Below are 13,870 nucleotides of genomic sequence, written 5' to 3' on the forward strand. Positions count from 1 at the left end.
TCGACCGCATAGGCGGCGCCTTGTTTGGCTAAAGTACAAATATCTGTGTTTAACTCGTCCAAGGTTTTATGCCACGGGCGATGGCCAAAAAGGAAAACCACATGGGATTCATGTCAAAGCTGCTGTCCTTTGGATCCGATAAGGACCTCAAGCGCTACTACAAGATCGTCGACCAGATCAACGGTCTTGAGCCCCAGTTTGAGAAGATGACCGAGGAGGAACTCCGCGGCCAGACCGATAAGTTCCGCGAGCGTTACGCCAACGGCGAGTCGCTCGACGACATGCTCCCCGAGGCCTTTGCCACCGTGCGTGAGGCTTCCAAGCGCACCATGGGTATGCGCCACTTTGACGTGCAGCTTATTGGCGCCATGGCACTGCACGAGGGCCACATCGCCGAGATGAAGACCGGCGAAGGTAAGACCCTCGTCTCCACGTTGGCTGGCTATCTCAACGCTATTGCCGGCAAGGGCGTGCACGTCGTTACTGTCAATGATTACCTTGCCAAGCGCGACTCCGAGTGGATGGGCCGCATCTATAAGTACCTGGGCATGACCGTCGGTCTGCTCCAGAACAACATGCCGCTCGAGCTCAAGCGCCCGGCCTATCAGGCCGACATCACCTACGGCACCAACTCCGAGTTCGGCTTTGATTACCTGCGTGACAACATGGTTACCCGTCCCGAGCAGCGCGTGCAACGCGGCCACAACTACGCCATCGTCGACGAGGTTGACTCCATCCTGATCGATGAGGCCCGCACCCCGCTGATCATCTCGGGCGCTGGTACCAAGTCCGCCAGTACCTACAAGGACTTCGCGCGTGCCGTGCGTGGCCTTGAGCGCGGCGAGGACGTGTCGCACGACATGCTCACCGCCACCGAGGACGTCGAGCCCACGGGCGACTATGTCATGGACGAGGCCAAGCACACCATTGCCGCCACCGAGCGTGGCCTTAAGAAAATCGAGCGCCGCCTAGGCATCGAGGACATCTACGCCGATCTCTCGGGCCAGCTGGTCAACCACCTGCAGCAGGCGCTGAAGGCCCAGTACATGTTCCACCGCGATAAGCAGTACGTGGTCACCAACGGCGAGGTCAAGATCGTCGACGAGTTCACCGGCCGCATTATGGAAGGCCGCCGTTACTCCGAGGGCCTGCACCAGGCCATCGAGGCCAAAGAGGGCGTGCTCGTGCGCGAGGAGAACCAGACGCTGGCGACCATCACCCTGCAGAACTACTTCCGCCTGTATGACAAGCTCTCCGGTATGACCGGTACGGCACTCACCGAGGACGCCGAGTTCCGCGAGATCTACAAGCTGCCCGTTGAGGTCATTCCTTCCAACAGACCCGTGCAGCGCGTGGACCACGAGGACCTGGTCTACCGCACCATTCAGGCTAAGTACAACGCCGTTGCCGACGACGTTGAGCAGCGCCACGCTAAGGGCCAGCCGGTCCTGGTGGGTACCGTCTCCATCGAGAGCTCCGAGAAGCTGTCAGCCGCCCTTACCAAGCGCGGCATCGCGCACGAGGTCCTCAACGCTAAGCACCACGAGCGCGAGGCCCATATCGTTGCGCAGGCCGGACGCTACGGCGCCGTGACCATCGCTACTAACATGGCCGGTCGTGGTACCGACATCCTGCTGGGCGGCAACCCCGACGAGCTGGTGCGCGAGCGCCTTGAGTACGAGGGCCTGACCATGGAGGACGTGACACCCGAGCAGCTCGAGCAGTTTAACGCCGAGGCCAAGGAGACCTGCAAGGCCGAGCGCGAGCGCGTGCTTGCCGCCGGCGGTCTGACCGTCATCGGCACCGAGCGCCATGAGTCCCGTCGTATCGACAACCAGCTGCGCGGCCGCTCCGGCCGTCAGGGCGATCCGGGCGAGACCCAGTTCTACCTGTCGCTCGAGGACGACCTCATGCGCCTGTTCGGTGGCGACAAGATGGACCGCGTCTCCAAGATGATGGTCACGGCCGACATGGGCGACGACATGCCCATCCAGCACAAGATCATCTCCAAGGCCGTCGAGAGCGCCCAGCACAAGGTCGAGAGCATCAACTTCTCCATGCGCAAGAGCGTCCTCGAGTACGATGACGTCATGAACAAGCAGCGCCAGGTCATCTACGCCGAGCGCAACAAGATTCTGGACGGCAAGGATCTGACCGACCACATCACCGAGGTCATGCACGACACCGTGTACCGCTGCGTGCAGGAGTTCTGCACCAAGGACAGCCACGATGGCGAGCGCGATCTCGAGGGCCTGCGCAAGTGGGTCGTGGAGCTCACCGGGCATATCGATACGCCCAAGTTCCCCGACGAGGACTTTGAGGCCCTGGCTGCCGATGTCCTGGCCTACGTCGAGAAGTGCTACAACATGAAGGCCGAGCGCCTGGGTGAGGACCTCATGCGCGAGCTCAACACCCAGGTCATGCTGCGCGTCATCGATACCCGCTGGATGAACTACCTGCAGGAGATGGACTACCTCAAGACCGGTATCGGACTGCGCGGCTTTGGTCAGCGCGACCCGCTGGTCGAGTACAAGACCGAGGCTTATGGTGCCTTCCAGATGCTCGTCGACACCATGTACGAGGATTACCTGCGCACCGTCCTGCGCATCGAGATCAAGGCCGCCCCGCACGCCGTGGAGCACAAGGAGGACCCTGCGCTCGAGGGTGCACACTTCTCCGGCCCCGCCGATGTCGATGGCGACAACGGCAACTCGGTGCTGCGCAAGCAGGCACAGGTGCAAGCCCGTACGGTCGTCCAGGGAGGCCCGGCTGCCGTCAACAACGGTGGCAAGGTGACCACCTACCGCAAGTCCGAGAGCGATGACCCTTATGTCAACGTGGGCCGCAACGACCTGTGCCCCTGCGGCAGCGGCAAGAAGTTCAAGTACTGCCACGGCAGGAATCGTTAATGGCCGAGGCTTTAGAGGTAACGCCCGCCGAGCTGGACGCGTTTGCGGACCGGCTCGGCGAGGTCGAGTCGTATCTTCATTTGGACGAGAAGCGCACGCGCGTGACCGAGCTCGAGACCAAAAGCGTGGCCCCCGGCTTTTGGGATGACGCCGACGCCGCTCGCGCCACCATGGAGGAGATCGCTCGCGCCAAGGAAGATATCGCTGCCGTGGATACCGCGCGCGGCGAGCTATCTGACGCCCGCGCGGCGCTGGAGCTTGCCGAGGAGATGGGCGACGACCCCGATGCCGCCGCATTGCGCGAGGAGGCTGCCGCTACGGCAGAACGCCTGGCCCGCGCTATCGACGAGCTCGAGCTTTCGAGCTGGTTTACCGGTGAGTTCGATCACGGCGACGCGATTGTGACCATCAAACCCGGACAGGGCGGCCTGGAGGCGCAGGACTGGACCTTCATGCTCTTCAAGATGTACATGAAGTACTGCCAGCGTCGCGGCTGGAAGGTCACCATTAACGACTGCCCCGCAGCCGAGGTCATCGGCATCGACCGTGCGACCTTTACTGTCGAGGGCAAGGACGCGTTTGGCATGCTGCGCGCCGAGGCCGGCGTCCACCGTCTGGTGCGCATTAGCCCCACCGACGACAAGAAGCGCCGCCAGACCACGTTTGCCGGCGTCGAGGTCATCCCCGTGCTGCCTGACGATATCGACATCGAGATCAGTCCCGACGATATCCGCGTGGACGTGTATCACGCGAGCGGCCCGGGCGGACAGGGCGTCAACACCACCGACTCCGCCGTACGCGTGACGCATTTTCCCAGCGGCATCGTTGTCACTTGCCAAAACGAGCGCAGCCAGATTCAAAACAAGGCCGCGTGCATGCAGATTCTCAAGGCCCGTCTGTACGAGATCGAGCTCGAGAAGCGCGCCGAGGCGCTCGACGAGATTCGTGGACCCAAGACCACGATCGGTTTTGGTAACCAGATTCGCAGCTACGTGCTCTACCCGTATCAGATGGTCAAGGACCTGCGCTCGGGTGTGGAGACCAGCAACGTCGAGGCCGTTCTCGACGATGGCGATCTGGATCCGTTTGTGATCGGCTACCATCGCTGGGCAACCGGCAACGCCGATGCGGAGGCCCCGTCTGTCTAAACCCATAGGGTTGGCTTTGGGCAGATGTGGCCAATACGGACCCTGAGCGGGGGTGGTATTTGGTCGGCGAATCGGTAAAATCGAATACAAGAAGAAGCTCAAAGCGCATCCGTTTGGGTGCGCTTTTTTGAGGGAGGCAGCATGGCATATCGTCTGGACATCAAGCGCATTCTTTCGATGAACTTCTTTCGCGATCTGCCCCAGATTATGTTGGGGTGCGCTCTGGCCGCTATTGCGACCGACCTGTTTTTGATTCCCAACGGCCTTGCTGCCGGTGGCGTTACGGGCCTTGCCACCATTATCCAGGCGGTCGGCGCCTCGCATGGCATATCGCTTCCCGTCGGTATCCAGACCATCGTGATGAATGCCTTGCTGCTGCTGGTCGTTATGCGCGAGGGCGGCATGTTCTATGTGGTGCAGACCGCGACGGGCTTTGTGCTGCTGGGCTTTTTCACCGACCTGTTCGCTCCGTTTGTGGCGCCGTTGGCACATGCCGATCTGATGCTGCCCGCTATGTGGGGCGGCATTATCACGGGCATCGGCTACGGCATGGTGTTGCGCGCCGGTGCCAACACCGGCGGCTCCGACACGATCGGCCAGATCATCTCGCGCAATACGTCGCTACCGGTGGGCTCCACCGTCATGGCGATCGATGTTGCCGTGTGCGCGCTGTCGGCCCCGGTCTTCTCGCTCGAAAACGCGCTGTATGCAGGTCTTTCGATGGTGATCAGCGGCTACGTGATCGATGCTGTGGTCGATGGCGGCAACAAGCGTCGTATGGTGCTCATCATCTCGGACAACTTCCCCGATATCGCGGCCGACATCATGTATGGCCTGGGCCGCGGCTGCACCAAGTTAAAGGCGACCGGTATGTATTCGGGCGCCGAGAAGCCGGTGATTATGGTCATCGTGAGCCGTCGAGAGCTCAACACCCTCAAGACAATCGTGCGCGAGCGCGATCCTCACGCCATTGTGACGGTTGCCGATGTTACGGAAACCTTTGGCGAGGGATTCAAGGACATTAACGCGTAGGGCAGGCTGCGCCCCATCCAAAAGACGTTCACATTGATAAACCGTTTCATCAGCGGGTCTGCCTGCTAAATTGCTCAAATAATGATAAAAAGTCTGGTAAAGCCATCAGTTTCCAGCATAATGAATGACGTACGTGCATTGCGGCTGTGTTGGGATTACCTTCTGTGCCGTGCGCATTTTGTCTAATGAGGATGAAAGGAAGGCACAATGAGCGACGAAGAGCTCAAAAAGGTTGCCAACGAGGTAAGGAAGGGCATCGTCACCGGCGTGCACGCTGCCAAGTCCGGCCATCCGGGCGGTTCGCTCGGCGCTGCCGACATCATGACCTATCTGTACTTTGAGGAAATGAACGTCGACCCGGCTGATCCCCACAAGGCCGACCGCGATCGCTTTGTGCTCTCCAAGGGCCACTGTGCTCCGGGTCTGTACGCCGTGCTCGCCGAGCGTGCGTTCTTCCCCAAGGAGGATCTCGAGACGCTGCGCCATATCGGTAGCCACCTGCAGGGCCACCCCAACATGAACGACACCCCGGGCGTCGATATGTCCACCGGCTCGCTGGGCCAGGGCATCTCCGCCGCCGTGGGCATGGCGGTTGCCGCCAAGCACTGGGGCGATGACTATCGCACCTACGCCCTGCTGGGTGATGGCGAGAGCGAGGAAGGCCAGGTCTGGGAGGCCGCCATGTTTGCCGGCAACCAGCAGCTCGATAACCTTTGCGTGATCGTTGACCACAACGGCCTGCAAATCGATGGTCCCGTCGAGGAGGTCAACGACCCCATGCCGCTGGCAGACAAGTTCCGCGCCTTTAAGTTCCACGTGGTGGAGCTTGCCGACGGCAACGATTTCGATCAGATCCGCGCCGCCTTTGCCGAGGCCCGCGCCACCAAGGGCCAGCCGACCGCCATTATCGCCGAGACCATGAAGGGCAAGGGCGTTTCCTTTATGGAGAACCAGGTGGGTTGGCACGGCAAGGCCCCCAACGATGAACAGTTTGAGCAGGCCATGGCAGAGCTCACGGCCGCCGGAGAGGAGCTCTAGGATGGCAGACGTCAAGAAAATCGCCACGCGCGTAAGCTACGGCGAGGCCCTCGTCGAGCTCGCCAACGAGCACGACGACTTTGTGGTCCTCGACGCCGACCTGGCCGCCGCCACGCAGACCGGCAAGTTTAAGGCCGCCTGCCCCGATCGTTTCTTCGATGTGGGTATCGCCGAGAGCAACCTGATGGGTGTTGCCGCCGGTATCGCGACCACCGGCCGCGTTGCCTTTGCGAGCACCTTTGCCATGTTCGCCGCCGGCCGCGCCTTTGAGCAGGTCCGCAACTCCATCGGCTATCCGCATCTCAACGTTAAGATTGGCGCCACGCATGCCGGTATCTCGGTGGGCGAGGACGGCGCCACGCACCAGTGCTGCGAGGATATCGCCCTCATGCGCGTTATCCCTGGCATGACCGTTATCGTTCCCGCCGACGACGTCGAGGCCCGCGCCGTGACGCGCGCCGCCTACGAGTGCGACGGCCCTGTGTACATGCGCTTTGCCCGTCTGGCCTCGCCGGTTATCAACGACCCCGAGAACTATAAGTTCGAGTTGGGCAAGGGCATCGTTATGCGCGAGGGCGCCGACGTTACCATCATTGCCTGTGGTCTGATGGTCGGCGAGGCCCTCGAGGCCGCCGAGCAGCTCGCTGCCGAGGGCATCGACGCCGAGGTCATCAACATGCACACCATCAAGCCCATCGATGCCGACCTGGTCGTCAAGAGCGCTACCAAGACCGGCCACGTCGTGACCGTCGAGGAGCACTCCGTGATCGGTGGTCTGGGCAGCGCCGTTGCCGATGTCCTGTGCGAGCAGTGCCCGACGCCGCTCAAGAAGATCGGCGTCAACGACACCTTTGGCGAGTCCGGCCCGGGTGCAGAGCTCCTGCACAAGTACGGCCTGGACGCCGCCAACATCGTGGCGACCACCAAGGAGTTCTTGGCATAAGGCAAGGCGAGGCAAGACATCGCTTCGACAACCGCAAACAAGCTAGAGCAGGGGCGTCCTCAAAGAGGGCGCCCCTGCTTCAGTTGGCAACAAGCAAATCAAGCCCATATCAGGCAAGGGCTTCCTCCGGGAAACGGGCCCATCCCAGCCAAGTGCAATTCAGCCCCCAAGCATAGCGCTGCTGTACCCAAGTAAAACGCAACGACCCCTTAGTTACCGCAGGCCGGGCACAGGGCTACTCTCCAAATCTTTCCGCAGGACGGAGGAGCCCCCGCCGCACGTAGTGCGCAGCGGGGGCTCCGACATGTCCGAGGACGATTTGGAGAGTAGCCCTGTGTCCGGCCGGAGAGGGCCGGAGGGACCCAAACACGGCCATGCTTCTTATGTGCAGCAAAGCTAATGCTGCTAAAATACTAAGCGCTCATGTAGTTTAAACGCACGACGATAAGGAGCACCAGTGGGTAACCACTTCCGTACCTCCGGTGCGGGCGATGATGCCCCCAAGACGCAGACAGGCGTCCAGGGCAGTCGTTTCGCCACTCCGGATTCAGAGGGCCAGCCTGTTGCTCAGGCCCCCGCTCAGCCGGCAGATCAGGCACAGCCGGCATCCGATCCCTTTGCCTACAATCCCACCAGCGATGTCGCGCTTTCCGGCACGGCGGGTTTTGAGCCCGTTCAGGCCGTGACCGCTCGCGTGGAGCAGCCTCAGGCTGGCGCCGCCACGCCGCAGCCTACCATGGCCGGCATTCCCGACCCCATGGCCCCTGCGACGCCGGTTCCTCAGCCTGCGCAGTCCGGCCTCTTTGCCGCTATTCCCGACCCCACGCAGCCTGCTGCCCCGGTGGTCAAGAGCGATCAGGCAGCCGAGGTCGCAAGCCTCGATAACGCGCTCAACAATCCCGATTTTACGTCGGTGTTTGCGCCCATCGATCCGCAGGCCAGCCGCAAGAAGATGGCCAAGCAGGCCGGTGTCGAGCCCGTCATCCTTATGGAGCATGTCACCAAGATCTATCCGGCACAGCCCAACAAGCCCGCGCTCGACGATATCAACATCGAGATCTATCCGGGCGAGTTCGTCTTCCTGGTCGGTCACTCCGGCTCGGGTAAGACCACGCTGCTATCGACGCTCAACCGCGACGTCAAGCCGACGAGTGGCCGCATCCTGGTTGCCGGTCAGGATCTCATGAAGATCAAGAACCGCAAGGTTCCGTTCCTGCGCCGCCAGATTGGCGCCGTGTTCCAGGACTTTAAGCTTCTGCCGCAAAAGACCGCCTACGAAAACGTGGCGTTTGCCCTGCAGTGCATCGGCAAGCCCAAGGGCGTCATTCGCAGCCAGGTGCCCGAGGTGCTGCGCCTGGTCGGTCTGGCCGATCAGATGGACTCGCTGCCCGACCAGCTTTCCGGTGGCGAGCAGCAGCGCGTTGCCGTCGCCCGCGCTATGGTCAACCGTCCGCCGCTGCTGATCTGCGACGAGCCCACGGGTAACCTCGACCCGGCGATCTCGTTGGGCATCATGAAGCTGCTCGAGCGTATTAACCGCACCGGCACCACCGTGATCGTCGCCACGCACGACCGCGAGATGGTCGATAGCATGCACCGTCGCGTGATCGCCCTCGAGGGCGGCCACGTTATCCGCGACCAGGAGAGGGGAGGTTACGGCAACTATGGCACCAACTAACGTGGGCTACTCCTTCAAAGAGGCAATCAGCCACTTCTTCCGTAACTGGACTACCTCGCTCGGCGCCGTCATCACGATCTTCCTTTCGCTGTTTATCATCGGTCTGTTCATTATGGGCTCCGCGATGCTGAACTCCGTGATCGGCACCGTCGAGGATCAGGTTGTTATCAACGCATTCATCAGCGATGATGCCGACCAGGCGGACGTCCAGGCCTTTGAGGCCGAGCTCAAGACGTGGAGTAACGTCAAGTCCGTGACCTATAAGGATAAGGACGACGCGCTGGCCGAGTATACGAGCAAGATGTCGGGCAACGCCGATGCCACCATGAGTGCGCTCGACGGCCAGAACCCGCTTCCGGCCTCGTTCGCGATTGAGATGGACGATCCGTCTCAGGTCGAAAGCACGGCCAAGAAGCTCAAGAAGAATGCCGATTTCCAGAAGATCGCGGATGACGGCGACGTCAACGCGAGCGTGCTGTACGGCCAGGAGGAAGTGAGCCGCCTGTTCCAGGTGACCAACTACATCCGCATCGCCGCCGTGGTGCTCGTTGGCCTTCTGACCTTTATCGCATTCATCTTCATCAACAACACGATTCGCCTGTCCATCACGGCGCGTCGTCGTGAGATTGCGATTATGCGTCTGGTCGGCGCCAGCAACGGCTTCATTCGTGGCCCGTTTATCACCGAGGGCGTACTGCAGGCCATTTTGGGCTCGCTGCTTTCCATCGGTGTTCTGGAGCTGCTGCGTAATCTGATGATTCCGCGTCTGCAGGAGAGCATCGGCTGGATGTCGTTTGCCCTGCCGATGCAGTACTACCTGGTGACCTATGCTGCGCTGATTCTGGTCGGCGTGATTATCGGTCTCTTTGGTTCTGCCATCGCCATGCGCCGCTACCTGCGCGTGTAGGCATGCCTGGAATTCACCCCTTCCAACGGGTCGTCTCTTATGGGGCGGCCCGTTTTTTGATCCCTAGGGAACGGCAGGATTGCGGATCATCGTGGCGCTGGTCTATCTATGTGATCCGTTTTCCTCCGCCCCCTAAGGACCATTTGGGTAGACTCTTGGGGTGTAAACGACCATCGATAGTTAGGAGGCGCCATGGGGCGCAATAATAAGCATAAGCGTGGAGCTCGCAATAAGCGCGGGCCGGTGCGCAGCGAACGCCGTCCGAGCCTGACCGGACGCGTGCAGCTCCATGAGCATAGCGCCTACGTTGTAACCGAAAACGGCGACTACAAGGTCATGGGTCGCGGTAAGCGCGAGATCATGGATGGAGATACCGTTGCCGTGAGCATTAAGAACAGCCCACACGGTGAACGGCGCGCCGTGATCGAAGGCGTGGTTGAGCGCGCAGCCATAAGCGTGGTGGGCACGTACCAGACCGCCGGTCCGCTTGGTGTGATCGAGCCGCTCGATTCGCGTCTGAAGGCCGACTTCTTCATTCTGCCCGAGGATACCTCGGCGGATTGTCTGGGCGTCCACCCGGGTGATGCCGTTGTCGCGCGCATTTTGACCTACCCGACGCGCCTGGAATCGGGCACCGTGACGATCGAGCGCCGCATTGGCGGAGATGACGCGCCCGATTTGGGCGTTCAATATGTGATGGCGCGTTACGGCTATACCGATAGCTATCCCGAGGCCGCGCTGGACGAGGCCGAGGGACTTTCGCTCGATGTGACCGCGGCGCTTAAAGATCCGCTTCGCCGCGACCTGCGCGACCGCTTTGTCATCACGATCGACCCGGTCGACGCGCGTGACTTTGACGATGCCATTTCGCTGGAGCGCACACCCGGGGGCGGCTACAAACTGGGTGTGCATATCGCTGACGTTTCTCACTATGTGGCTTGGAACGGGCATATCGATCTTGAGGCTCGCCATCGTACGACATCGGTGTATCTGGCCGATCGCGTGCTTCCCATGCTGCCCGAACGCCTGTCCTGTGACCTGTGCTCGCTTCGCCCTGACGAGGACCGTCTGGCGTTTACCGTTGACATTGAGCTCGATGCGCAGGGCCACGTTCGCCATTACGATCCGTACCCCAGCGTGATTCGCTCGTGTGTGCGCATGGATTATGACGGCGCCGAGGCGCTGCTGGTGCGTGCCGGCGCGGTTGAGTATTCGGTGCTGGAGGGTGCGGCCGAGGATGTTGCGGCTGCCGAGACCTCGCGCGAGGAAGCGCTTGAGCGCGGTCTTGCGTGCGAGGAGGCCGCCCGCGGCTACAACGTCGACCTCGGCGATTTCCTTGTCGCCGCCAACGAACTCGCCGAACTTCGCCGTCGCATTCGTCGCGCCCGCGGCTCAGTCGATTTTGACACGGCCGAGATCCGCGCTCTATTGGATGAGGACGGAGTACCCGTGCAGATTGTCGCGCGTGAGCGTTCGTGTGCTACGTCGCTTATCGAGGAAGCCATGCTGCTCGCCAACGAGTGCGTTGCAGAGTGGCTGGCAGACCGTGATATCGAGGCCTGCTATCGCGTGCATGAGGATCCGAGCCCCGATAGCCTGCACGGTGCCGCCGTTGCGCTGGCGCAGCTAGGCATCATCGACGATCGCCGTGCTGCCGGTATTGCCCTGGGGAGTCCCGATGAGCTACAGGCTGCAGTTGATGCTGCCGCCGGTACGGCCAACGCACCGCTCGTCAACACGCTGCTTCTGCGCAGCATGCAGCGTGCGCTGTACAAACCGCGTAACGAGGGCCACTTTGCGCTCGCCGCGCCGTGCTACTGTCACTTTACGAGTCCCATCCGTCGCTACCCCGATCTGGTGGTGCACCGCGTGCTCAAACTGCAGTTGGCATACGAACAGCTGGGTGGAAAAGACGCCTTAGTGCGTACGCCCAGGCTAATCGGAAAAGGCCGGGGGTCGCTTCCGCGCATTCTGCCGCAAATTTGCCGTGCGTGCAGCGATGCCGAGCGCGCGGCCGACGCCGCCAGCCATGCGACGCAAAAAATCAAAATTGCCCAGTACTACGAGGATCGCCTGGGCGAGCGCTATGCCGGAACGGTCTCGTGGGTCAGCAGCATGGGGCTCTTTGTGCGCTTGGACCTGACGCAGGTCGAAGGCTTGGTTTCCATCAAGAGCCTGGGCAACGAGTGGTTCGAGTTCGACGAGGACGCGCTCACGCTCACAGGTGCCGACACGGGCACCCGTTACGAGCTGGGGCAGCGTGTGATCATCGAGGTCTCGCGCGTCAATACCACGCGCGGGCACTTGGACTTTAAGCTTATCCATTAGCTAAATCCCGACTCGTGGCGGGAGAGCGGAGGGCGGTCTTTCGGGGCCGCCCTCCGCATTTGAATCGTGGCTACCTTGCCGTCTGCTCGGCCGCCCGCTTACCTGCTATTTGAGAGGTAAAACCTACCAAAATAAACCTGTCCCTTTTTGGCAGGTTTACAAGAAAGCGGGGATGAGATGGCGACGGTGTACGGTTATGCGCGGGTGAGTTCGCGCGATCAGAATCTTAATCGGCAGCTGGATGCGCTGGGCGCCTATGGCGTGGGCTCGGCGAATATTTATGCCGACCATGCGAGCGGCAAGGACTTCGATCGACCGCGTTATCGCGAGCTGCTGCACGTCCTGGGAGACGGGGACGTGCTGGTGGTGCTTTCTATCGACCGACTTGGTCGTAATTACTCCGAGATTCTTGAGGAATGGCGACGCATTACCAAGGAGCTCGGAGTTGCCATTGTGGTGTTGGACATGCCATTGCTTGACACGCGCGCCAGGGCCAGCGGCGCGCCGGATGTGACCAACACCCTGATTGCCGATATAGTGCTGCAACTGCTGAGCTACGTGGCGCAGGTGGAGCGCGAGAATATCCATCGGCGCCAGGCGGAGGGAATTGCAGCGGCGCGGGCGCGAGGGGTCCGTTTCGGTCGACCTCGCAAGCCGTGCCCTCCTCAGTTTGAGCTGGTGCGCGATAGCTATGAGGCAGGCGATATTACCCGCAGCCAGGCGGCAAAGCGCCTGGGCGTGTGCGTGGGGACGTTCGATCGCTGGATGCGCGAGTCGGGGTAGGGGTTTGCGGCACGTCCGATTGGCGCCCACTCGAGGCGGTATCGGTAACAGCCCTGTTACCGATAATGCGACCTTGTTGAATTATTTTGTGTCGCGCGTATTTCCGAGCGGTCGGATTTGAGGGGCGAGCGGTAGAACGCTCGCCCTTTGTGCGCCACGATGCGGCACAATGTACCGTAAAAGCTGTTTGTATCCGGTACGAATCGTTCGTTGGTCTTTAATTCTTCTCAACGGAGGTGTTTGAGATGGCAAACGGATTGCTTTTGCGGCTTCGCGAGCGTGAGCTCAGCGCGAGCCCGGCGGAACGCAATGTCATCGCATATGTAAGCGCTCATCCGCACGAGGTGGTCGGGCTGTCCGTCCGCGGTCTTGCCGATGTCACGTTCTCCTCGCCCTCGAGCATTTTGCGCTTTTGCAAGCGCTTGGGTTTTGCGGGCTACAAGGAGTTCCAGCGCGAACTGATTGCCGAGCTGGCGCTCTTGGGTGACAAGAAAGACGTTGCCCTCGAGGACATCTCCATGGATGACAGCGTCGAACGTATCGTGGGGAAGGTGATGAAAAGCAACGTGCGCACGATCGAAGCGACGGCGCGAACGCTCGATTACACCGTCTTGGAGCGATGTGCGGCCTATCTTAAGCGGGCACGTGCGGTCAATCTGTTCGGTATCGGTGCCTCTCGTTTGGTCGCGCACGATCTGGCGCAAAAGCTCATGCGTGTCGACAAGGAGTGCCATCTGTACGACGACTGGCATGATCAGCTCTTGTGTGCCAAGAACATGCATGAGGGCGATATGGCAATCGCCTTTAGCTACTCGGGCTTGACGCAAGAGGTGCTGGACTGCACCGCCGAGGCCCAACGCCACAACTGTCCCGTTGTGGCCGTGACCAAAGTAGATGGATCATCCAAGCTTGCCACCATGGCCGATGCCGTGCTCGGCGTCGCTGCGAGTGAGCCCTTGGTCCGCAGCGGTGCCATGGCTTCGCGTATGGCCCAGCTTATGGTTGTCGATGCCCTGTACGCTGCTTACGTTGCCAGCGACTACGAACGGGCGACGCATGTCATTAAGCAAAACTACATCGAGAAACAGGAAAGATGAGGTGAAT

At 61.0% G+C, this 13,870-nt stretch carries 10 protein-coding genes; all 10 read left to right on the forward strand.

Annotation, left to right across the window (positions count from 1 at the left end; all coding sequences use genetic code 11):
- Positions 1–101: 101 nt before the first annotated feature.
- The 10 genes from secA (at position 102) to DWX25_RS02120 (ending at position 13,863) form a co-directional block, all read left to right on the forward strand.
- Entirely contained in the window at positions 102–2,909 is a 2,808-nt protein-coding gene (gene secA, locus DWX25_RS02075) for a preprotein translocase subunit SecA (RefSeq protein WP_117743529.1), read from the forward strand.
- Entirely contained in the window at positions 2,909–4,057 is a 1,149-nt protein-coding gene (prfB, locus tag DWX25_RS02080; RefSeq protein ID WP_117743528.1) for a peptide chain release factor 2, read from the forward strand. Before secA ends, prfB begins: the two co-directional genes overlap by 1 nt.
- Before the next feature lie 141 nt (positions 4,058–4,198).
- Positions 4,199–5,089: a YitT family protein gene (locus DWX25_RS02085; protein ID WP_117734378.1), complete on the forward strand. Its 891-nt coding sequence runs from the start codon at positions 4,199–4,201 to the stop codon at positions 5,087–5,089.
- 207 nt (positions 5,090–5,296) lie between these two features.
- The gene (locus DWX25_RS02090) at positions 5,297–6,127 is read left to right on the forward strand and encodes a transketolase (RefSeq protein ID WP_117798608.1); all 831 of its coding nucleotides are present in this window, start codon (positions 5,297–5,299) and stop codon (positions 6,125–6,127) included.
- Between the two features lies 1 nt (position 6,128).
- Positions 6,129–7,070: a transketolase family protein gene (locus DWX25_RS02095; protein ID WP_117734380.1), complete on the forward strand. Its 942-nt coding sequence runs from the start codon at positions 6,129–6,131 to the stop codon at positions 7,068–7,070.
- Between the two features lie 457 nt (positions 7,071–7,527).
- Positions 7,528–8,748: a cell division ATP-binding protein FtsE gene (gene ftsE, locus DWX25_RS02100; RefSeq protein ID WP_117734381.1), complete on the forward strand. Its 1,221-nt coding sequence runs from the start codon at positions 7,528–7,530 to the stop codon at positions 8,746–8,748.
- Positions 8,735–9,655: a permease-like cell division protein FtsX gene (gene ftsX, locus DWX25_RS02105; RefSeq protein ID WP_117734382.1), complete on the forward strand. Its 921-nt coding sequence runs from the start codon at positions 8,735–8,737 to the stop codon at positions 9,653–9,655. The genes ftsE and ftsX overlap by 14 nt, the downstream gene beginning before the upstream one ends.
- 192 nt (positions 9,656–9,847) lie before the next feature.
- Positions 9,848–11,983, forward strand: coding sequence for a ribonuclease R family protein (locus DWX25_RS02110; RefSeq protein ID WP_117734383.1), 2,136 nt, complete (start codon positions 9,848–9,850; stop codon positions 11,981–11,983).
- Positions 11,984–12,160: 177 nt separating this feature from the next.
- Complete coding sequence (locus DWX25_RS02115) at positions 12,161–12,766, forward strand: recombinase family protein (protein ID WP_117734384.1); 606 nt, start codon at positions 12,161–12,163, stop codon at positions 12,764–12,766.
- Positions 12,767–13,011: 245 nt separating this feature from the next.
- Positions 13,012–13,863 carry a MurR/RpiR family transcriptional regulator gene (locus DWX25_RS02120; RefSeq protein WP_117734385.1) on the forward strand — a complete coding sequence of 284 codons (852 nt, stop codon included), beginning with the start codon at positions 13,012–13,014 and terminating at the stop codon, positions 13,861–13,863.
- The last annotated feature ends 7 nt before the right edge of the window (positions 13,864–13,870 follow it).

The sequence above is a fragment of the Collinsella sp. AF18-8LB genome (assembly GCF_003459795.1).
In the GTDB taxonomy this organism is placed as follows: domain Bacteria; phylum Actinomycetota; class Coriobacteriia; order Coriobacteriales; family Coriobacteriaceae; genus Collinsella.